Below are 21014 nucleotides of genomic sequence, written 5' to 3' on the forward strand. Positions count from 1 at the left end.
GTTCCGGATGTTCAAAAGGTCCCGACCTTCGTCGGGACATGGTGTGTTACTAATTACCCCACATTCCGGATCGAATTCAGGAAACCTTCGACTTCCTTGTTTAAAAGATCAGTGGGTTCTTTCAAATCCTCTGCTGCCCAGGTGACCTGAATGGCGGTGTTGTGGGATTGCGCGGCATTGCGGGTCATCGACACAATGCGATCTGCCACTGCCTGGGCATCGCGGCTTACGTTCTGCACATTTTCTGCAATTTCAGTCGTTGTTGCATTTTGTTCTTCAACGGATGTGGCAATGCCGGAGGCAATTTCATCAATCTGGTGAATGGTTGCGCTGATATCTTCAATGGCATCAACTGCTTCACCCGTTGCCCCCTGAATTTGGGAGATATGCTTGGCGATTTCGTCTGTGGCATCCGCTGTCTGGTTGGCCAACGTCTTTACTTCGCTTGCAACAACCGCAAATCCTTTCCCTGCATCGCCTGCGCGTGCTGCTTCGATGGTGGCGTTTAGGGCCAACAGGTTGGTTTGTTCCGCAATATCCGTGATCAGGCTGACCACTTCACCAATGCGTTGGGCAGCTTCGGCGAGACCATTGATCTTTTCATTGGCCGCATCGGCTTTATAGACCGCCTGATTGGCAATGTCGGTAGACTGGGTTACCTGTTCGCCAATCTCCCCAATCGCGCGCGACAGTTCAGACGTAGCAGCAGCTACCGCATCCGCGTTTGTCGTGGTGCGTTCAGAGGCTTGGGCAACTTCCATGGACTGGCTGGTGTCGTTGCTGGAATTTTCTGCTCCATTGCCGCTGGCAACAGACAGGATATCTTCGGTTTTAACGCCCAGGCTGCTGATGACGCTGGAAACGGAACTTTCCAGCTTGTCTGCAAGGCTCATCATCTGTTCACGGTTGGCTTCTTCCTGTTGTTTTCGCGTTGTTTCTTGCGAGGCGCGCATATCTTCCATTTCCACCAGATTGTCTTTGAAGATGGAAAGGGCCCCTGCCATTTCGCCCACTTCATCTTTACGCCCTTCGGCGGGGATGGCGACGTCAAGCTGACCATTGGCGAGTGCCTGCATGGTCTTTGTCATATTACGAACGGGGCGCGAAATATTGGTGGCGACAAACATCGCGATGATAAAGGCACCGATCAGAACAGCAACAACGATGGATCCGTTAACCGAAATCGTCTGATCAATAGCTGACATGGCGAGAGTGAAATTATCGTTGGCTGACTTTTTCCAGATCACGACTTCGGCCCCGATGGCGTCGTTTAACTGAACAAACAGGTCATCCACTTCAAACATGAAGATCGCAGCCATGGAGGCATCATCCTTGGCCGCTTCCAACACATCCTTGGCGGCATTGGTGTAGATATCGCTTAATTCAACGATCTTGTTGACCGCTTTGGTTTCTTCTTCATCGAAGTCATAGCTTTGGGTCAGGGTCTGAATTTGGGCGGTCATCGCCGTTAGCTGTGCGGCAATCGATTCGCGCTGCTGGGCCTGTGTTTCTTCTTCACTTAAGCCTGTGCTGGCCCAGGCAATCATGCGCAACATGCCGCCATTGATCTCGCCCAGGCTTTGTCGAAGGTCGATGGCAGAGATAACTTTGGCCGTGTTTTTGTTAAATAGCTCATCCATTGTGGTGCGAATGGTCTGGATGCCAGCATAAGACAGCCAGGACAAAAAGATGAGTGCAATGGTGAAAACAACAGGGGAAACGAGTAATTTCCGCAGAATACTCCAGTTTCTCATTTCGGTGGCCTCTCTGATGCGCAAGTGGAATATTGTTAGTTTTCCATACAAATTATGCTTTCTTTAGAATATCTACAAGTTATGCATTGTAATGAATTGTAATCGCCGTTTAAGATTGGGAAATATGACGCAGTTTCATTGACATTCCGATCAATGAGGCATAGTTTGCGCAGGTTTTTTCAGTTCCCTCAGAAATTTGATCGATGACCAGTCCATTCAAGCTCGCTTTGGCCCAACTCAACCCCACCGTCGGTGCAATCCATAAGAATATGGAATTGCTGGCTGACGCCTATAAAAAGGCTGTTGATGAAGGGGCTGATCTTCTGGTCACGTCTGAGCTGTTGAGCACGGGTTATCCACCGGAAGATCTGGTGTTGAAACCGGCCTTCCAACAGGAAATTGAAGGTGCCGTCCATAAATTTATTGCCTCCACTAAAGGCAAAGACACAGCAGTCCTTTTGGGCACCCCCTGGCTGGTCGATGACCACCTTTATAATACGGCGCTGATGATTGTTGATGGCAAGATTGCGGACATCGTCTTGAAACGTCATTTGCCAAATTATGGCGTCTTTGATGAAATTCGTGTCTTCTCAGCAGGTAAGGAAAGCCGCACGATCCAATATAAAGGGCGCACGCTGGGCGTCATGATTTGTGAAGACATGTGGTTTGAAGATGTGGCAGCTGACTTGAAATTCCTCAATGCAGAGATGCTGATCATCCTGAACGGATCGCCCTTTGAGGCTGACAAGCCCATGGTGCGATATGATCTGGCAAAAGAACGTGTGGCCGAAACGGGCGTGCCGCTGGTTTATGTCAATCAGGTCGGTGGTCAGGATGAACTGGTCTTTGATGGCGCATCTTTCGTGATGGATACCAAGGGCGAACGCGTTTGCCTGATGAAACATTGGGAAGAAGAGATCGGTTTTGTCACGTTTGAAGACGGTAAAGTGTCTGGCCCCAAAGACAAGGATAGCGAAGGGTTGGACGCGATCTATCAGGCCATGGTTCTGGGCTTGCGCGATTATGTAAATAAAAATGGCTTCCCCGGTGTGGTCCTTGGTCTTTCCGGCGGGATTGATAGCGCCTTGTCGGCTGCTGTTGCTGTGGACGCGTTGGGCGCGGACCGTGTGCGCTGCGTGATGATGCCATCACCTTATACATCGAAAGACAGTCTGGATGATGGCAAAGGCTGTGCAGACTATCTGGGCGTTGTGTATGATACGGTTTCCATCGAACCTGTAATGGGCGCTTACGATCAGATGTTGGCCCCGTTGTTTGCCGGGCGCGATGCTGACATCACCGAAGAAAATATCCAGTCGCGTGCGCGTGGTCTGTTGTTGATGGCTATGTCCAACAAATTCGGCCATATGCTGCTGACCACTGGAAACAAATCTGAAATGTCGGTTGGCTATGCTACCATTTATGGCGACATGTGTGGTGGCTATTCTGTTTTGAAAGACGTCTTTAAAATGACGGTCTTTGCCTTGTGTAAATGGCGTAACGTGAATAAACCTGACGGGTGCCTGGGACCGGATGGTCCGGTGATGCCTGAAAATGTGATTTCCAAACCGCCTTCGGCTGAACTGCGTCCTGATCAAAAGGACGAAGACAGCCTTCCGCCTTACGAAATTCTTGACGACATACTGGAATGTTTGGTCGAGAAAGAGTATTCCCTAGATGACGTTGTGGCCGGTGGTCATGACGCTGCGGTGGTACGCCGCATCTGGACCTTGCTGGACCGTGCTGAATATAAGCGCCGTCAGGCCCCCCCGGGTGTGAAATTGACCTCACGTGCCTTTGGCCGTGATCGCCGCTACCCCTTAACCAATGGTTTTACGAGTCTGATATGACCTTAAAAGTTCGCTTTGCACCTTCACCTACTGGCCACCTGCATGTCGGGAACGCCCGTATGGCCCTGATCAACTATCTTTATGCCCGCAGCGCTGGCGGCACCTTCCTGTTGCGTGTGGATGACACCGATCAGGAACGTTCCAAGCCGGAATATGAACAGGGCATCAAGGATGCGCTGACCTGGCTCGGCCTGAACTGGGATGAAGAAGAACATCAGTCTGCCCGCATGGAACGCTATGAAGAAGTGTTTGAAAAGCTGCGCGCAGAAGGTCTGGTCTATGACTGTTACGAAACACCGGAAGAACTTGATTACATGCGCAAACGCCTGCGCAACCGTGGCAAACCGCCGATCTATGATCGTTCCGCACTGGATCTGAGTGACGAAGACAAAGAAAAACTGAAGGCCGAAGGTCGTCAGGCGCACTGGCGTTTCAAACTGCCAGACGGTGATATCGAATGGACCGATTTGGTTCAGGGCGACAAGAAGTTTGCCTCTGCAAATCTGGCGGACCCGGTAATCCGTCGCGCTGATGGCACATTCCTTTATATGATGCCATCTGCCATTGATGATATCGATATGGACGTTACCCACGTTCTGCGAGGTGAAGATCATGTGTCAAACACTGCCGTTCAGATCGCTATGTTTAAAGTACTGAATGACGGCAAGTTCCCTGAATTTGCCCACATGCCGCTGCTGTCTGGCACAGAAGGTGAAAAACTGTCCAAACGGATCGGGTCGCTGTCTCTGGCCGACCTGCAGGAAGACGGCCTGGAAGCCATGGCGATCAATAGCCTGCTGGCTCATCTGGGTACATCTGAAAATATCGAAGCAACTGATGATATGGATGCGCTGGTGAAATCTTTCGATATTGCAAGCTTTGGCCGGGGTACACCGAAATTTGATTCCAAAGAACTGGATCGTCTGAACGCCAAACTGATCCACGATATGGATTGGGCAACAGCGTCTTCTCGTCTGGATATCGATGGTGCGGACGAAGCTTTCTGGGAAGCAGTACGTCCAAACTTGTCGCGTCTGAATGATGCCAAGGACTGGGCGGCGATTGTTTATGGCAAGGTGACACCTGTGATCGAAGATGCCGATTTCGCTGCCAAAGCCATGGACGTTCTGCCGGAAGGGAATTGGGACGACACCACCTGGAAGACCTGGACCAATGCAGTGAAAGAAGCAACGGGTGCCAAAGGCAAAGGTCTGTTCATGCCATTACGTCAGGCTTTGACCGGAATGAACCATGGGCCAGAGCTTGGCGTTTTGCTGCCCTTGCTTGGTCGTGACAAAGTAATCGCCCGCCTTAAAGGGGAAACAGCATAAAATGACACTTCACATCTACAACACACTGACGCGCAAGAAAGAAGCCTTCAAACCGATTAATCCTGATCATGTCGGGATGTATGTCTGTGGGCCGACGGTCTATGACTTTGCCCATATCGGCAATGCGCGTCCGGTGATTGTGTTTGATGTGTTAAACCGTCTGTTGAATAAACTTTACCCCAAGGTCACCTACGTGCGTAACATCACCGATGTGGATGACAAGATCAACGCCAAGTCAAAAGAGACTGGCGAAGATATCCGCACCATTACGGAACGCACTGCGGCCATGTTTCATCAGGATATGGGCGCGTTGAATGCGGGCAATCCTGATGTGGAACCACGCGCAACCGAACATATCGCAGAAATGATTGAACTGATCGAAGCTTTGATCGAAAACGGTCATGCCTATGCTGCAGACGGTCATGTGTTGTTCCATGTGCCCAGCATGCCGAACTATGGTTCGCTTTCTGGGCGAAATATGGAAGATATGATCGCTGGTGCCCGTGTGGAGGTTGCGACTTATAAGAAAGACCCGGCGGACTTTGTGCTGTGGAAGCCATCAGAAGATGACGTTCCGGGTTGGGAAAGCCCCTGGGGGCGTGGTCGTCCGGGCTGGCATATTGAATGTTCGGCGATGAGCCGTAAGTACTTGGGCGATACGTTTGATATTCACGGCGGCGGGCATGACCTTGTCTTCCCCCACCATGAAAATGAGATTGCCCAGAGCTGCTGTGCGAACAAGACCGAGAAATACGCCAATTACTGGATGCATAACGGTCATTTGATGGTCGAAGGCGAAAAGATGTCCAAGTCTTTGGGTAACTTCTTTACCGTTCATGACCTGCTGGAAGAGACACCGGGCGAAGCGCTGCGTTTCTATATGCTATCTGCGCAATATCGCTCTCCCTTCGATTTTACCAAAGAAGGGGTGGCTGAGGCAAAATCCACGCTGGATCGTTTCTATACAGCGCTTCGTCAGAATGCGGATGTTGAAGCTGCTGACGTTGAAGCACCCGATGCCTTTATGGATGCCTTGAAGGATGATTTAAACACGCCTTTGGCCATTTCCATCCTGCATGAAACCCTGACGGCCTTTAACAAGGAACCATCTGCTCAAAACAAAGGCCAGCTGATGGCTTGTGCGGCGCTTCTCGGCATTCTGGAACAGGATGTAGAGGAATGGTTTACGGGTAATACCGGAGAGGGATCATCCGGGGTAGATGCTGACGAAATTTCACGTATGATAGAAGAGCGTAAAACAGCCAAGGCAAATAAAGACTTTGCTGCTGCGGATCGAATTCGTGACGAGCTGGATGCCATGGGCGTTGTTCTGGAAGATGGACCACAAGGCACAAGTTGGAAGTTGAAATAATGTAGAAAAGGAGACAGGCAATGAACAAAGCGTTGGTCGCTGTTTTTGTGTTTCTCCTTTCCCTGCAAATTGCCACTGCAACTGCGCAATCGCTCAAGGTAGGCGTTGGCCTGTCCAAGCCACCTTACATCATTCAGGAAAATAATTCCGGCGTTGAATATGAGATCATGAGCCGTGCGCTTGAAATCGCAGGCTATCGCATGGTTCCAAAATATATGCCGCTGTTACGCATCCCGCATGAATTAAACGGTGGGGGGCTGGACGCGGGTATGCATCTGCGCGCCCATATTTCCATTGATGGCTTTTTTTCTGATGAAGTGATTTCCTATCGCAATTATGCCATTGCGTTGGAAGCCGAAGATTTGAAGCTTGAAAGTCTGAGTGATTTAAAGAAGGTCAGCGTCATTGCGTTTCAAAATGCCAAAAAATTGCTGGGTGAACATTTTTTTGAAGCGGTGGATGGCAACAAAAATTATGCTGAGATTGCCAATCAGGAATTGCAGGTTCGCATGTTAGCTGCTGGTCGGGCGCAGGTTGCTGTGGCGGACCATCGAATTTTTCTGCATTTTAAAAAAGTTTTTGAAACGAAAAATGGCAAATTCTTGCGTTTTCGCTTCTACCCTCTGTTTGACCCGACGCCTTATCGTGCAGCCTTTAGAAGTCGCGCGGTGCGTGATGCTTTTGATGAAGGGCTGGCCGAGCTTAAGCGAAGCGGGGAATATGACCGCATTATTTCTAAATATATCGCGCCGGATGAACTGATTGCCGTGACGCAGTAAGGATTTCTGTCACGGTCTCTGCCAGTTGCTGGATGATTTTTTTATCTGTGGCTAAGAAATCTTTTGTGATGGCCGTCGGGCTTGAAAAATTAAGTGTGCCAGCAACGTTTCCATCCATGGAATAGGCAACACCGATATAAGCCTCAATCGAGAATTTTTCATAAGCTGGGTGGGTGACCCAATCCGTGCCGCTGGCTTTGGGGAAACAGACGATGCCTTTGTCTTTACGGGTTGATTCGCAGATGGTTTCTTCCAGATCAAAGCGTTCTCCGATACTGAGCAAGCCATCGGGATAAGCCGCTTTTACGAAATAGGAAGCACCGTCAATTTCTGAGATCAATCCCAGCATCAGGCCAAAGTGCTCGCAGCCCAATTGGAGGATACGGATCAGCTTTTCATCGGTGGAACAATCGGTGTTCGCAATCTCGATTGCCTGATTTTTAATGTCGTTTTCTCGGGTCATTATAAGTCGTATTTTGTTGTAAGCTATTCACCCTGAATGTTTTCTCTGCCAGAGACAAGTGTTTTTGATAAAAAACCTCTAATCCGTGTATAGTGAAAATTGCATAGTGTTTCGCTTGGAATAGGATCAGGGGCGTGCTGAAATCTTTGTTGATAGTGTTTGTTTTGGCTCAGGTGATAGGGGCAACCTCTGTCTATGGGGAAACCAAAAAAGACGAGGTTCGATCAGAAAAAGTCGATCCGGACAAACCCTGGCGCCTGAAAAAGTCGGATGACAAAAAGAAGAAGAAAAAGAAAGGCCCAAGTGATCTCAAGAAATTTAAATCCATGGCCCGCGGCCTTTTGGGACGCCCGCATTGGAGTGATCGTTTCTTAAATTTGTTGGATTCAGAAATCCCAAAAATCGCCATTCATCCGTTTACAGAAGGGGATCTGCCGATTTCTTTGGCCGAAGCGCAAACTTATGTGGATGGCTTTACCCGAGCGCTTATTCGTGAAGCCGATGGTCGTTATGCGATTGTGGGACGCAAAGAATTGGGGGCTGTAATCGCGGATATTAACGAGATCGGCACCCGGTCTGACAGTGTCAATCCGTTGGGGGATTTAATAGATCGGGCGCGATCAGACCTGTTGGCCGTCGGCCATCTTTCCCTTCAAGGGGAAAGCATTGTGCTGTCATACAAACTGGTTGAAACAGAAACCGGGCGGATTGTGTCAACGGTGCAGAAGAAATTCAAACGCAAAAAGGTGGAAGAAGAAGTCACTGCGGGTGGTTTGTCTTTAGCGGGGGCTGCGCGCAAGGCGGCTTATGCTTTGATGCGGGATTTGATGGATGTGCGCAAAATTCAGGTGCAGGGCCTGCGCTATCAGACCAGTGGTGTTCATACCTCGTTCGGGCATTATTTTATGGGATTGCTGAGTGATGATCTGCGCCGTGAAGCTGCCAGCGGTCCGCGTAATTTCAATGATCTGGAGATCAGTGACTTTATCGTGGAAGAAGAACGTTTTCGCGGGTTGAAAATAACGGACAGGCAATCGGTTGAAGATCAGGTGTTGTCAGAAGGGGGAAACGATTATCTGATCAAGGGGACCTATTGGGTCTTTGAAACATATGTGGATGTGCGCCTGACACTTTATAACCAGTCAGGCCGATCTCTTGCCTGGCGTGGTCGTATCGTACGTTCAGAAATTCCGGAAAACCTTGATCTGCTGCCGCCGTCTTCCCCTATTGATGAAGCAGACATTAAGCCACTTGGTCCGATGGATTTATATCTATCCAGTAATAAAGGAACCAATCCGTCCTATAAGGTGGGGCAGGAAATGATCTTGGTGATGCGGGCTAGTCAGGATGCTTTTGTATCCTGCTATTACCTGCAGGTCGATGGCGCAATTTTTCGCATTTTCCCCAACGATATTGTGACATCGGGGAAGTTGCCGGGGGGCTTTACCCATTATTTGCCGTCAAACGCCATGCCTTTTGCGTTTGAATTCACACCACCGCGCGGGGTAGAGGCTGTGAAATGTTTTGCCACAGACCATGATGTTTCCAAAGCGGTTGGTCGCCAAACAGGAAAGGCTGCGTTTCAGCCCCTTGGCGTTGCAAATGAACGCGAATTGACCAAAATTTATCGCAGCCTGCCAAAAACCGTTTTAACCGAAGCATCCTTAATCGTGACGGTTCAGTAAAGAGTCGTCTTTAGTCGTCGTAAGACACAAGCGCATCAAACGGGATGTCGCCCAGTTTCTCACGGCCATTGAGGAAATTCAGCTCAATCATACAGGCTGTGCCGACGACTTCTGCGCCTGCATCCTGGAACAGTTTAATCGCTGCTTCCAGTGTGCCACCTGTTGCCAAAAGGTCATCCAGGATCACAACGCGCTGGCCCGGTTTTACGCAGTCGGTTTGAATTTCAACAGCATTTGATCCATATTCCAGATCATATTCATAACCGATGGTGTCGCCTGGCAGTTTGCCTTTTTTGCGCACCATGGTGAAGCCAAGGCCCAGTTTCAGGGCAAGCGGGGCAGCAACCAGAAAGCCACGGGCGTCCAGACCTGCCAGAATATCGGGTTGATGGCGGCTGACGATTTTTGCCATACGGCCCATGGCAACCTGCCAGGCATCAGGATGTGCCAGCAAGGTGGAAATGTCATAAAACAGAATCCCCGGTTTGGGGAAATCAGGAATGCCGCGAATATGGTCTTTGAGATCCATTGGATGTGCCCTCTTACAGAAAAAATTTTCTTATCATAAGCAGGCGGTGAGGGGCTGAAAAGGGTTCTTTTGACAAAATATTCAATGCAACAACTGTTTCTTTTGCGATGCACAATGAAACAGTTGTTGCAAAATGGTTGGAGGTGTGATTACTGTTGCAAAAGATCATGATCACGGGGTGAAAAATGGACTTCGATTTATTGAAAGCGCGCATGGCGGATCATTTCAGTCAAATGAGCCCGCAGGTTCAGACGGCTGCGCGCTATGTTCTGGATAATGCTGAAGATGTGGCGCTGTTGTCCATGCGCCAGTTGGCAAAAGCTGCTGATGTCCATCCCACAACCATGGTTCGTCTGGCACAAGCCCTTGGTTTTGAAGGGTTTAACGATTTAAAAGATGTGTTTCAAACCCGCATGCGCGCAGCCCCGGATGATCTGGTGGGGCGCGCACGTGGTCTGCAGGGGCAAAAAGGCAGTACAGCTGCCCTGATGGAAGAAATTGAACAGAACGCCCATAATAATATTTATCAGTCCCTGCATGGTTGTGGCCCGGAAAAGCTGGAAGCCGCAGCTGATTTTTTGCTGAACGCAAAACGCGTTTACGTAATGGGGCTTCGGATTTCCTATCCGGTCGCCTTTTCTTTTTACTATGCCTACAGCATGTTTCGGTCCAACGCGCAGCTGGTGGATGGCCGTGCGGGTACGGTTGCTGATGTGCTGCGCGGTATTGGGGAAGGCGACGTGCTGTTGGCCCTTTCCGTCTCGCCCTTCAGCCGGGAAACCGTGCGCGCGGTGAATTATGCACGCAACCGGGGTGCCGGGATTTTAACCATTTCCGATAGTGAGATTACACCACTGGACGGTGCGGGCAACGCCGCGCTGGTGGCCCGTAATGACTCGCTGACCTTCTTTCCATCCATGACGGCCAATATGGCTTTGGTGGAAAGTCTCATCGCCATCATGATTTCAAAAGGCGGGGAAGACCTTTTGAACGTGGTGGCACAAAGCAAGGCACAGCTTGACGAGTTTGATGCCTATTGGGAGGTGCAGAAAAATGCACCCAGCCCGCTTCATTCTGAAAAGGACTAACTAAAATGACCACTCATGTCTTTCATCGTAGTTTGAAAGGCGACTTGCCGCTGGCTGAAAAAGGCGACGGTCCCTATATTATTGCCCAAAATGGTGACGCTTACATTGATGCGTCCGGCGGCGCAGCCGTATCCTGTATCGGCCACAGCAATGAACGCGTGCGTGCGGCCATCCATGAACAGGTGGACAAACTGGCCTATGCTCATACCGGTTTCTTTTCGTCCGAACCTGCTGAAAAACTGGCGGACTTTCTAATTGAACGTGCACCGGGTGATATGGCAGCGGCCTATTTTGTTTCTGGCGGGTCAGAGGCCGTGGAGACAGCGCTGAAGATGGCGCGTCAGTATTTCCTGGAAATCGATCAGCCGCAACGTGAACATATCATTGCGCGCAAGCAAAGCTATCACGGCAATACACTGGGCGCCTTGGCTGTGGGTGGGAATGAATGGCGTCGTGCTTCGTTTGCCCCCTTGTTGATTAATCATGGACGTGTATCTGCCTGTTATCCCTATCGCAATCAGTTGGAGGGGGAGACGGACGAAGCCTATGGCACCCGTCTGGCTGCTGAGCTGGAAGCTGAAATTCAGCGTCTGGGCGAAGACAAGGTTATGGCCTTTGTGGCAGAAACTGTCAGCGGGGCCACGCTTGGTGCCCAACAACCTGTGCCCGGATATCTGAAAAAAATGCGCGAGGTCTGTGATCGTTACGGCGTCTTATTGATTTTGGATGAAATCATGTGCGGTATGGGCAGAACGGGCAGCTTGTTTGCCTGTGAACAAGATGGTGTTGCCCCTGATCTGGTGACCATTGCCAAAGGGTTGGGTGGTGGCTATCAACCCATTGGGGCAGTCCTTGCCAGTCGGAGAGTCTATAATGCGTTTGCAAACGGGTCCGGTGTGTTTATGAACGGCCATACTTATCTGGGCCACCCTGTTGCCTGTGCAGCAGCGCTTGCGGTGCAGCAGGTGATTGAAGGGGATAACCTGATTGCGAATGTGCAAAAACAAGGGGCTTATCTGGAAAAACGCCTGCAGGACGCCTTTGGCGATCACCCCAATGTCGGCGATATTCGCGGCCGAGGCCTTTTCCGCGCCATTGAATTTGTTGAAGATCGCGATAGCAAAAAGCCGTTTGACCCTGAACGCAAAATCAATCTACGCCTGAAAAAAGCGGCCATGGCGCGCAAGATGGTCTGTTATCCCAATGGCGGAACCATTGATGGGCGCTTGGGTGATCATGTGTTGCTGGCCCCGCCTTTTATCAGTGATGAAAGCCTGATTGATGAAATCGTTGCCCGTCTCTTTGCATCATTTGAAGAGGCAATTGGCTGATGAATGAGAATATGCTCTTTACCGTCGCCCCAAACGGGGCGCGACTGACCAAGAAAGACCATCCGGCCCTGCCCATCAGTCCGCAGGAATTATCTTATTGTGCCGCCCAATGTCTGGAAGCCGGCGCGGGAATGATCCATCTGCATGTGCGTGATCATCTGGATAAACATGTGTTGGATGCCGGGCTTTATCGGGATGCGATTGAGGCCATCAAGCAGGATTTGGGCAACCGAATCGTGGTTCAAATCACGACAGAAGCTGTTGGTGTGTATCAGGCAGACGAACAAATGGCTGTTGTGCGTGCCGTAAACCCTGAAGCTGTGTCTTTGGGGTTGCGCGAACTGATGCCAGAAAATGGCGATGAAAAAGCCTTTGCTGCCTTTTGTGAATGGATGAGTACAGAACGGATCTGGCCGCAGTTTATCCTTTATGACGCCTATGACATGCGCCGCCTGATCGACCTGCAAGCCCGTGGATTGATACCTTTTGATAAACTGGCTGTACTGTTTGTGCTTGGCAGGTATGGTAAACAACAAGCCAATCCGAAAGAATTGTTGTCGTTTCTGAGTGTTTATGAGGAAGGTATTGATTGGGATTGGAGCGTCTGCGCCTTTGGTGACCGGGAAAATGCCTGTATCAGTGCCGCAGCCTGTTTGGGCGGGCATGGGCGGATTGGTTATGAAAATAATCGCAAGCTGGCAGACGGTACCATCTCAAAGGATAATGCAGAGTTGATTGATCAGGCCGTTTATACAGCCAAATTGATTGGACGAAAACCGATGAATGCAGAGGAGGTGCGCGCACGCTATGGTTTGCGGCAATAATAAAAAAGTCATAAAAACAAAGGCTTGGTTTTGCGATGCAATAAATGTTTCAAGATGTTTCAAATACTAAAACAACTGTTGCAGATATATAAAAACTATGCTTAGGTATTAGATAGAAAAACGTCGCAAATAATCACAAATGTCCCAACATCAAAGTGAAACGCGGCGATCAAGAAATAACCGCTGAAAAAAATATGAAGGGTTTGAGTTTTAGACCTTTCAAACTTGATCCAAAAGAATGTTCTTAAGGATTACTATTTTAATTGAAAACATACCGTTGCAGGAGAGAGATACATGTTTTTCAAAAAAGCCTTCGTAGCCACAGCTGCCGTTGTCGGTTTTGCCGCCGCTTCCATGGGCGTGTCCCAAGCTGAGCAAAAATTCATTACTATCGGTACAGGTGGTGTGACAGGTGTGTATTACCCAACGGGTGGTGCGATTTGCCGTCTGGTGAACAAGAGCCGTAAAGAACATGGCATTCGTTGTTCCGTAGAATCCACAGGTGGTTCTGTTTACAACATCAACACAATTGCAGCTGGCGAACTGGACATGGGTGTTGCCCAGTCAGATTGGCAGTATCATGCCTATAACGGCACAAGCAAGTTCAAGGATAAAGGGCCGTTTAAAGACCTGCGCGCTGTCTTCTCTGTTCACCCGGAGCCATTTACAGTGATTGCCCGTGCTGACAGCGGCATCAAAAACTTCATGGACCTGAAAGGCAAGCGTGTAAACGTTGGTAACCCAGGTTCCGGTCAACGCGGTACTATGGAAGTTCTGATGGGTGCATTGGGCTGGACGATGGATGACTTCGCACTGGCGTCTGAGCTGAAAGCTGCTGAACAGTCCAAAGCCCTGTGTGACAACAAAATCGATGCGATGATCTACACTGTTGGTCACCCAAATGGGTCCATCAAAGAAGCTACAACATCTTGTGACAGTGTTCTGGTCACTGTGGATGGCCCGGTTGTTGAAAAACTGATCGCGGACAACCCATATTACCGTGTGGCAACAATTCCAGGCGGCATGTACCGTGGCAATGATGCGGACACCATGACTTTTGGTGTGGGTGCAACATTCGTTTCTTCCACAGCAACGCCTGCTGATACTGTTTATCAGGTTGTAAAAGCTGTGTTTGAAAACTTCGACACCTTCAAAAAACTGCACCCTGCTTTTGGTAATCTGAAAAAAGCACAAATGGCAAAAGACGGTTTGTCTGCGCCAATTCATGACGGTGCGGCCAAATACTACAAAGAAGCTGGCCTGAACTAAGGCAGCCTTATGCACAAAGGGATGGACCGTTGGGTTCATCCCTTTTTTGCTAAATTTATAGCCGGGTTTAAAACCTGGACCTCAAACTCCCTGTAATAACTTTTCCCGGTTGTCCCAAAATTTTTGCCGGGTGAGAGAGACAGCTTATGACACAGGAAACAGAGGCTAAGACCGTCTCGCAATCCGCAGACGAGTTGGTTGCAGAAGCCGACACGGGTGGCCGCCGCCCGGAAGGCATCGTTGCACAAATCCTCATTTATACCGCATTGGCCTGGTCTATTTTCCAGGTGTGGTATCCTTCCCCCCTTCCATTTGCATTCAATTTTGGTGTTTTTAACGAGACACAAGCCAAGGTGATCCATCTCGCCTTTGCAATTTTCCTCGCATTTATGGCTTTCCCGGCGACCAGTCGTTCGCCGAAACGATACATCCCGATCTATGACTGGGTTCTGGCAATTCTCGCCACCGGCAGTGTGATGTATCTTTATGTTTTTTATAGAGAATTATCTGAACGCCCGGGTGACCCCACCCAAACCGACGTGATTGTTGCCGTTATTGGTATGGCAACCTTGCTTGAAGCAACCCGTCGCGCGCTTGGCCCGCCTTTGATGATCGTGGCCTCGATCTTTATGGTCTATACCTTCTTCGGCCCCTACATGCCGGATGTGATTGCCCATAAAGGGGCGTCTATCAACAAAGGGATGTCGCATTACTGGCTGACAACTGAAGGGGTCTTCGGCGTTGCCTTGGGTGTATCCACATCCATGGTCTTCCTGTTTGTTTTGTTTGGCGCCTTGCTGGAACAGGCCGGTGCAGGGAATTATTTTATCCGCGTGGCCTTTGCCATGATGGGACATATGCGTGGTGGTCCGGCCAAAGCGGCTGTTGTGTCTTCTGCCATGACCGGGATGATTTCCGGTTCATCCATCGCCAACGTCGTGACCACCGGGACCTTTACGATCCCGTTGATGAAAAAGGTCGGGTTTTCGCCTGAAAAATCAGGTGCGGTAGAGGTTGCGTCCAGTACCAACGGGCAACTGACCCCGCCGATCATGGGTGCGGCTGCCTTTTTGATTGTGGAATATACCGGCATACCGTTTATCGAAGTAATCAAACACGCCTTTCTGCCCGCAATTATTTCTTATATCGCGCTGGTTTATATCGTGCATCTGGAAGCCATGAAGGCCGGGATGCAGGGCTTGCCCAGAACCAATAAACTGGATCGGATGGGCAAGCTCATTGGCGCGTTAAGTGTCTTCATCATTCTGGGTACATTGATCTGGATTATGCCGCCATTGCTCGGCTGGGTGAAAGCTGCAGCGGGTGAAGCGACGATCTATGTGGTTGGCATTGGCGTGATTGCGATTTATGTGGCCTTGCTGAAATTTGCTGCACGTTATCCTGAACTGGATACATCGACAGAAATTAACGAACTTCCCCCTATTGGCCCAACGGTCAAAGTCGGTCTTTACTTCCTGCTTCCGGTTGTTGTGCTGGTCTGGTGTTTGACGGTTGAACGTCTGTCGCCCGGTCTGTCGGCTTTCTGGGCAACGGTCTTTATGATGTTTATCGTTGTGACCCAACGTCCATTAATGGCCATCTTCCGTGGTAATCAGGATACATTCGTTGCTATCCGCCAGGGCTTCTGCGATTTGCAGGAAGGTCTGATTTCCGGGGCGCGTAACATGATCGGGATTGGTGTTGCAACAGCAGCTGCCGGGATCGTGGTCGGCACTATTACATTGACCGGGATCGGTCTTGTGATGACCGAATTTATCGAACTGATTTCCGGTGGATCGGTCATGCTGATGCTTGTCTTTACCGCCATTATCAGTCTGATCTTGGGGATGGGATTGCCGACAACGGCGAACTATATCGTGGTATCATCACTGATGGCGCCTGTGATTGTGGCACTGGGGGCGAAAAGCGGCCTGATTGTGCCGTTGATCGCGGTCCATCTGTTTGTGTTCTACTTCGGGATATTGGCGGATGATACGCCGCCTGTGGGGCTGGCCGCCTTTGCGGCGGCTGCGATTTCACAGGGTGATCCGATCAGGACCGGTCTGCAAGGCTTCATGTATGATATTCGAACGGCGATCCTGCCCTTTATGTTTATCTTCAATACCGAACTGTTGATGATCGGGATAACGGGGCCTCTACATCTCATATCCGTGGTGGTGGTGGCCGTCATAGCCATGCTGGTCTTTGCTGCCGCAACCCAAGGCTTCTTCCTGGTGAAGAACAAGCTTTGGGAAACGGCCGCCTTGTTGTTGATCGCCTTCACCATGTTCCGACCTGCCTTCTGGATGGATATGATCATTCCACCCTTTGAAGACAGGCCGGGTACGGAATTGATGATGCAGGCCGAAGCAGTTCCTGCCGATGGTGATCTGACCATTCAAATCGCCGGGGTCAGTATCGAAGGTGATGAAGTTTCAAAAGCTGTGATCCTGCCGATGGGACCAAAAGCCAGCGGTGCGGAACGTCTTCAGTTTGCAGGGATTGATCTGCGTACAGAAGATGGCAAAGCGATTGTTGATAACGTGACCTTCGACAGTCCGGCACAAAAACTGGGCGTGGATTTTGACTTTGAAATTGTTGGCGTACAGGTGAAAACTGATCGTCCTTCAAAACAGGTTATGTTGATTCCGGCTCTGTTGCTGCTGGCGCTGGTGATCCTGATGCAACGTGGTCGCCGTGCTAAAATGGCAGCTTCTGATCCTGTAACAGCCTGATAGGAAATTGGGAAATGTATAAAGATATCCTCTTGCCCATCGACTTGGCAGAGCCAAGTTCGTGGGAAAAATCCGTCCCGACCGTGATCCAGATGGCGCGGGACTATGAAGCCAAACTGCACCTGATGACGGTCATTCCTGATTTTGGCAGCTCGCTTGTCGGGTCCTTCTTCCCGAAAGGGTTTGAAGAAAACGCTATGCAGGAAATCAAAAAGCAGTTGAAAGCCTTTGCCGCTGAGCATATCCCGGATGATATCTCGGTCCAGCGCATCATTGCCAACGGCACGGTTTACGATGAGATTTTGGGCGTCTGTGACAAGATGAACATTGATCTCATTGTGCTGGCTGCCCATAGCCCGAAATTGGGTGATTACCTGCTTGGCCCCAACGCAGCACGTGTTGTGCGCCATGCCAAATGTTCCGTCTTTGTGGTGAGAGGATAGAGTTATGACAAAACGCCATGGCAAGTGCTTGTGTGGATCGGTTGAGATCGAAATTGATGTTGTCGATAACAAGATAAGCGCTTGTCATTGTGACATGTGCCGCCGCTGGTCCGGTGGCCCGTTCACCGGACATTATTTTGAAGGGGACGTGACCTGGAAAGGCGAGAAATTTATCGGCATTTATAAATCATCAGACTGGGCGGAGCGCGGGTTTTGCAAGAAATGCGGCTCCAACCTGTTCTGGCGGATGAGTGAAACGCAAACCTCTTTCGCCACAGGTCTGTTTGATGATGCAGATCAGAATAAATTTGAGATGAGTGTGCAATACTTCATAGATGAGAAGCCAGAATTCTATACATTCTCTAATGACTGTAAAACCATGACGAGCGAAGACATTATGAAAGAATTCGGTCCGTCAGACACTTGATTTCGAAAGTTAGTGATTATGAGTCTTGATGTAGTATTGATGTATGCGGTGGTCTCGTTCTTTTATGTGATCAGCCCCGGTCCCGCGATTTTCCTTGCGATTTCAAATGGCATGACCCAATCCATGCGGGCTGTTTGTATGTCCTCGCTGGGCAATATCATTGGATTGTTTATCCTGTCTGCGGTTTCCATGTTTGGCCTTGGCGCGTTGTTGATGACATCTGCCACCCTGTTTATGGCAGTGAAGGTCATCGGGGCGATCTATCTGGTCTATCTGGGGATCAAACAGTTTAAAAATAGCCGGGCGGCCAAACTGGCCGGGATGGAAGGTCATGCTTTGCCGAGACGTTCTTACGGGAATGTGTTTCGTGAAGGCTTTTTTCTGGCGGTGACCAATCCCAAACCTATCCTGTTTTTCACAGCCCTGTTTCCGCAGTTTCTAAATCTGGAAAGTGCCTTGATGCCGCAGTTTTTCGTGCTGACCAGCATCTTTATGTTCTTCTCGTTCTTTTCGCTTAGCAGCTATGGGCTGGTGTCGAAAATGGCCAAAGGCTGGCTGTCGGATCAGAAGCGCATGATGTGGTTCCACCGCATCACGGGCGGTATCTTCATTGCGATGGGCGTAAGCCTGCTCCAGCTAAAGCGGGCTGCTTCCAACTAACCCTTTAAACGCTCAATCGGTAAGGCAAAGGGTGGGCGCAGCTTGGCGGTTGTGCGCACCAATGCTTTACCGCTGAGCATTTCTGCCCCTAAATCCAGAAATTCAGCCAGTTGTGCACGCTGGGTGATGCCAAACATATAGCTTTTGGCCCCCAGACTATCGATCTCACCTTGCAGGGCGATCAGTCGATCCGGGGATATGCCGGATGCTTCCGTCAGGGCAGAAAGGTCAATCCCGATCCAGTCAAAGCCTTCGCAAGCAGGCGCTTTAAAATCACCTGTGGCCGAGGGGGTAAAGGCCAGACCATGGACCAGTTCTTTCAAGCGGCCAACCAGTGTGCCGAGTTCATCCATATCCCATACACCATCATCCATGATTTCCAAAATCAGGTAGTTTTTGCGCAGATCGTGGGTAAAACGTGCCAGCATTTCGAAGAATTTTTCCTGCATGTCACCACGCAGGCTGCTGGAATGAAGTGGCACGAAGACAGGGGTCCTGATTTTTTTATTGATCAGCGGGAACAATGTTTTCCCGGTAGTCTGCATCACCCAGATATCAATCTTGAAACGCTGTTCAGCTGTCTTGTGCCCACTGTAAGCACGCGCCCCTTCGATCTTGGGCGCGCCTGGTTTTTCATAGTTTAACAGGGCTTTATAGGTGGCAAGGCTTTGGGATGTCTTATCCCAACACGGCGCAAAGCTTAAAGAATAAGGCGACGTTGGTTTGGCCGGGGCTTTTTTAGGTGTTGGTTTTTCTTCACCTGTTTTTTCAGCCTCCATGCTGACCCATTGCGGATCATCATCACCTTCTTTTTCTTTTTTATCCTGATCCATCTTTTTCCAGTTTGGACGAGTGGATGCGATCTTGTCATGCTGGTTTTTCTGCCAGTCCGTATCATGTTCGGTACTGTGGTGTTCGTTTTTCTGCCAGTTGTCGTCTCTTTCGTCGTGCGTGACTTGGTTTTTTTCCCATTTGTCTTCGGGATCAGTCTCTTTGTCATCTGCCCAGTGACGTTCGCGCCAGGCGGGGCCGATGTCATCATCGGAAATGGTGTCGGCCTGGTCCTTATCGTGCAGGATTTTGGTCCCGGCTTTGGTTTCATCAGGCACGACGCCTGCATCCCCAGCGGACTCCCCTTCGCGACCAGCTTTTTCCAGTTTCCGGATATCCAGTTTGCCATCTTCGGTCAGGGCGTCTTTCGGATCAACGCCAGCCACGCGGATCAAGGGACGTTTGGATCCATCAAAGCGTTCCCCAATGATCTTGAGACCTAATTCTTCGGCAATGTCATAGGCGCGCGCGGCCCCGTCCATTTCAGAAAGCCTGGGGAACAGCATGATGTAAATCTCTTTACTTTGATGTTCCCAGCGGTTGCCTTCGCCAATGCGTTGACGTAGCACACTTTCGGTCAAAAGGAAGATTTTAGCTTCGCGTTTATCCCAGATTTCGCCCAAGGCTTCATGGAATTCCGTTAAACTGAGGACGTGGATTTTGCCCAGGTCATCCATGTCATCCTGACTGACAATATCTTCGATACTGACTGAAATATCATCGGACATAAAGCCGTCATCATCGATATGCACAAGCCCGGATTCTGTTGTTTCTCCTGAAGAAAAGAGTTTCTTTGCTTTTTTGATCCACTTGAACACAGTTTAGTCGCCTTAAAGGGTTATATTCATTCAATTCTTTCTATCAGCTTCCTTTACATAAAAAAAGGGCGAAGGTCATTGAAACCTTCGCCCAATAGTGTTGATGAAGACTAGTGGGGCAGGGGCCTGCCCCTTTATCATCAAGGGGAGAGATTAGCGGCGGTATTCTTCCGGAATAAAGGCCATGCCGTCGGTTTCTTCACCCATGGCATTGTGGCATTCGATACAGAAGGTCATGCCTGCAGAATTCTTGCCGTTGGTTTGACCCCAAAGGGAGCCATCGGCCATAATCATGGTGTATTTCCAGTTCCAGGAAGCTTTATTCCAGCCAGATGGCATTTTTTCCATCAAGAAGAGGGGGCCGACTTCAGCCGTACCATCTTTTTTACCAATGATGGTTGGCTTGGCGATGATGGAACCAGCAGGCAGTTTGCCGGATTCTTCAAATTTTGCATAGGCCTTGCCTGTTTCGTTCACGATATTGACCATGTAACGATCGCCATGCGTGCTGGATTGATAGGGGCTCTTGGTCACATTGATCCAGTCAAAGAACTGGGCAGCTTCGGGCAGGCCAGATTTTGCATAGGTGGTGCGCATGTCATTAACCAGACGATCCCATTCCGCAGTTGCTTGCGCATCTGTCAGTTCTGCAGGGGCAGCAGCGGCACAAGGGTTGGCAGCGCAAGGGTTAGCGGCACAAGGATTAGCCGCGCATGGATTTGCGGCACAAGGGTTCTTCGCGGCACAGGGGTTAGCCGCGCATGGGTTCTTCGCGGCACAGGGGTTAGCCGCGCATGGGTTCTTCGCGGCACAGGGGTTAGCCGC

General features: G+C 50.0%; 18 protein-coding genes. 13 read left to right on the forward strand and 5 right to left on the reverse strand.

Annotation, left to right across the window (positions count from 1 at the left end):
• Positions 1–53: 53 nt before the first annotated feature.
• Positions 54–1754, reverse strand: a complete 1701-nt coding sequence (locus RYZ26_RS05050; protein WP_317682073.1) for a methyl-accepting chemotaxis protein — start codon at positions 1752–1754, stop codon at positions 54–56.
• 203 nt (positions 1755–1957) lie between these two features.
• On the opposite strand from RYZ26_RS05050, the gene RYZ26_RS05055 reads away from it, so the two are divergent.
• Genes RYZ26_RS05055 through RYZ26_RS05070 form a run of 4 tightly spaced genes read left to right on the forward strand, consistent with a single transcriptional unit; the run spans position 1958 to position 7086 of the window.
• On the forward strand, positions 1958–3604 hold the full coding sequence (locus tag RYZ26_RS05055; protein WP_317682074.1) for an NAD+ synthase: 1647 nt from the start codon (positions 1958–1960) through the stop codon (positions 3602–3604).
• Positions 3601–4935: a glutamate--tRNA ligase gene (gene gltX, locus RYZ26_RS05060; protein ID WP_317682075.1), complete on the forward strand. Its 1335-nt coding sequence runs from the start codon at positions 3601–3603 to the stop codon at positions 4933–4935. The genes RYZ26_RS05055 and gltX overlap by 4 nt, the downstream gene beginning before the upstream one ends.
• A 1-nt stretch (position 4936) precedes the next feature.
• Positions 4937–6307 (forward strand): cysteine--tRNA ligase, encoded by a 1371-nt coding sequence (gene cysS / locus RYZ26_RS05065; RefSeq protein WP_317682076.1) that lies wholly within the window; start codon positions 4937–4939, stop codon positions 6305–6307.
• A gap of 20 nt (positions 6308–6327) precedes the next feature.
• Positions 6328–7086 carry a substrate-binding periplasmic protein gene (locus RYZ26_RS05070; protein ID WP_317682077.1) on the forward strand — a complete coding sequence of 253 codons (759 nt, stop codon included), beginning with the start codon at positions 6328–6330 and terminating at the stop codon, positions 7084–7086.
• Here RYZ26_RS05070 and RYZ26_RS05075 read toward each other — a convergent pair.
• A complete protein-coding gene (locus tag RYZ26_RS05075; protein WP_317682078.1) occupies positions 7043–7549 on the reverse strand; it encodes a GAF domain-containing protein in 507 nt (168 codons plus the stop codon). The genes RYZ26_RS05070 and RYZ26_RS05075 overlap by 44 nt on opposite strands.
• Before the next feature lie 134 nt (positions 7550–7683).
• Between RYZ26_RS05075 and RYZ26_RS05080 the strand changes: the two genes are divergently transcribed.
• Positions 7684–9234: a DUF4384 domain-containing protein gene (locus RYZ26_RS05080; RefSeq protein WP_317682079.1), complete on the forward strand. Its 1551-nt coding sequence runs from the start codon at positions 7684–7686 to the stop codon at positions 9232–9234.
• A gap of 10 nt (positions 9235–9244) precedes the next feature.
• Here RYZ26_RS05080 and RYZ26_RS05085 read toward each other — a convergent pair whose 3' ends face one another.
• Positions 9245–9763: an adenine phosphoribosyltransferase gene (locus tag RYZ26_RS05085; RefSeq protein ID WP_317682080.1), complete on the reverse strand. Its 519-nt coding sequence runs from the start codon at positions 9761–9763 to the stop codon at positions 9245–9247.
• Positions 9764–9948: 185 nt separating this feature from the next.
• Here RYZ26_RS05085 and RYZ26_RS05090 point away from each other — a divergent pair, with 185 nt between their 5' ends.
• The 8 genes from RYZ26_RS05090 to RYZ26_RS05125 all read left to right on the forward strand — a co-directional run bounded on the left by RYZ26_RS05090 (position 9949) and on the right by RYZ26_RS05125 (position 18540).
• Entirely contained in the window at positions 9949–10851 is a 903-nt protein-coding gene (locus RYZ26_RS05090; protein ID WP_317682081.1) for a MurR/RpiR family transcriptional regulator, read from the forward strand.
• 5 nt (positions 10852–10856) lie between these two features.
• A complete protein-coding gene (locus tag RYZ26_RS05095) occupies positions 10857–12182 on the forward strand; it encodes an aspartate aminotransferase family protein (RefSeq protein ID WP_317682082.1) in 1326 nt (441 codons plus the stop codon).
• Positions 12182–13006: a beta-keto acid cleavage family enzyme gene (locus tag RYZ26_RS05100; protein WP_317682083.1), complete on the forward strand. Its 825-nt coding sequence runs from the start codon at positions 12182–12184 to the stop codon at positions 13004–13006. The genes RYZ26_RS05095 and RYZ26_RS05100 overlap by 1 nt, the downstream gene beginning before the upstream one ends.
• Positions 13007–13300: 294 nt before the next feature.
• Positions 13301–14275, forward strand: coding sequence for a TAXI family TRAP transporter solute-binding subunit (locus RYZ26_RS05105; RefSeq protein WP_317682084.1), 975 nt, complete (start codon positions 13301–13303; stop codon positions 14273–14275).
• 146 nt (positions 14276–14421) lie between these two features.
• A complete protein-coding gene (locus RYZ26_RS05110) occupies positions 14422–17010 on the forward strand; it encodes a TRAP transporter permease (protein WP_317682085.1) in 2589 nt (862 codons plus the stop codon).
• A gap of 14 nt (positions 17011–17024) precedes the next feature.
• Positions 17025–17453 (forward strand): universal stress protein, encoded by a 429-nt coding sequence (locus tag RYZ26_RS05115; protein WP_317682086.1) that lies wholly within the window; start codon positions 17025–17027, stop codon positions 17451–17453.
• A 4-nt stretch (positions 17454–17457) separates the two neighbouring features.
• Positions 17458–17880, forward strand: coding sequence for a GFA family protein (locus RYZ26_RS05120; RefSeq protein ID WP_317682087.1), 423 nt, complete (start codon positions 17458–17460; stop codon positions 17878–17880).
• Between the two features lie 18 nt (positions 17881–17898).
• Positions 17899–18540: a LysE family translocator gene (locus RYZ26_RS05125; RefSeq protein ID WP_317682088.1), complete on the forward strand. Its 642-nt coding sequence runs from the start codon at positions 17899–17901 to the stop codon at positions 18538–18540.
• On the opposite strand, the gene RYZ26_RS05130 is transcribed toward RYZ26_RS05125, so the two are convergent.
• Together RYZ26_RS05130 and RYZ26_RS05135 are read right to left on the reverse strand one after the other, a co-directional pair.
• Positions 18537–20189, reverse strand: coding sequence for a hypothetical protein (locus RYZ26_RS05130; protein ID WP_317682089.1), 1653 nt, complete (start codon positions 20187–20189; stop codon positions 18537–18539). The genes RYZ26_RS05125 and RYZ26_RS05130 overlap by 4 nt on opposite strands.
• Positions 20190–20342: 153 nt before the next feature.
• A partial coding sequence (locus RYZ26_RS05135; RefSeq protein WP_317682090.1) for a hypothetical protein occupies positions 20343–21014 on the reverse strand: 672 nt, incomplete at its 5' end.

The organism is Terasakiella sediminum, from assembly GCF_033100395.1.
Lineage (GTDB): Bacteria > Pseudomonadota > Alphaproteobacteria > Rhodospirillales > Terasakiellaceae > Terasakiella.

Excerpts from the sequence above, each read along its gene's own strand:
- RYZ26_RS05050 (WP_317682073.1), bottom strand. The coding sequence starts at position 1,754 with ATGAGAAACTGGAGTATTCTGCGGAAATTACTCGTTTCCCCTGTTGTT.
- RYZ26_RS05055 (WP_317682074.1), top strand. The coding sequence starts at position 1,958 with ATGACCAGTCCATTCAAGCTCGCTTTGGCCCAACTCAACCCCACCGTC.
- gltX (WP_317682075.1), top strand. The coding sequence starts at position 3,601 with ATGACCTTAAAAGTTCGCTTTGCACCTTCACCTACTGGCCACCTGCAT.
- cysS (WP_317682076.1), top strand. The coding sequence starts at position 4,937 with ATGACACTTCACATCTACAACACACTGACGCGCAAGAAAGAAGCCTTC.
- RYZ26_RS05070 (WP_317682077.1), top strand. The coding sequence starts at position 6,328 with ATGAACAAAGCGTTGGTCGCTGTTTTTGTGTTTCTCCTTTCCCTGCAA.
- RYZ26_RS05075 (WP_317682078.1), bottom strand. The coding sequence starts at position 7,549 with ATGACCCGAGAAAACGACATTAAAAATCAGGCAATCGAGATTGCGAAC.
- RYZ26_RS05085 (WP_317682080.1), bottom strand. The coding sequence starts at position 9,763 with ATGGATCTCAAAGACCATATTCGCGGCATTCCTGATTTCCCCAAACCG.
- RYZ26_RS05090 (WP_317682081.1), top strand. The coding sequence starts at position 9,949 with ATGGACTTCGATTTATTGAAAGCGCGCATGGCGGATCATTTCAGTCAA.
- RYZ26_RS05095 (WP_317682082.1), top strand. The coding sequence starts at position 10,857 with ATGACCACTCATGTCTTTCATCGTAGTTTGAAAGGCGACTTGCCGCTG.
- RYZ26_RS05100 (WP_317682083.1), top strand. The coding sequence starts at position 12,182 with ATGAATGAGAATATGCTCTTTACCGTCGCCCCAAACGGGGCGCGACTG.
- RYZ26_RS05105 (WP_317682084.1), top strand. The coding sequence starts at position 13,301 with ATGTTTTTCAAAAAAGCCTTCGTAGCCACAGCTGCCGTTGTCGGTTTT.
- RYZ26_RS05110 (WP_317682085.1), top strand. The coding sequence starts at position 14,422 with ATGACACAGGAAACAGAGGCTAAGACCGTCTCGCAATCCGCAGACGAG.
- RYZ26_RS05115 (WP_317682086.1), top strand. The coding sequence starts at position 17,025 with ATGTATAAAGATATCCTCTTGCCCATCGACTTGGCAGAGCCAAGTTCG.
- RYZ26_RS05120 (WP_317682087.1), top strand. The coding sequence starts at position 17,458 with ATGACAAAACGCCATGGCAAGTGCTTGTGTGGATCGGTTGAGATCGAA.
- RYZ26_RS05125 (WP_317682088.1), top strand. The coding sequence starts at position 17,899 with ATGAGTCTTGATGTAGTATTGATGTATGCGGTGGTCTCGTTCTTTTAT.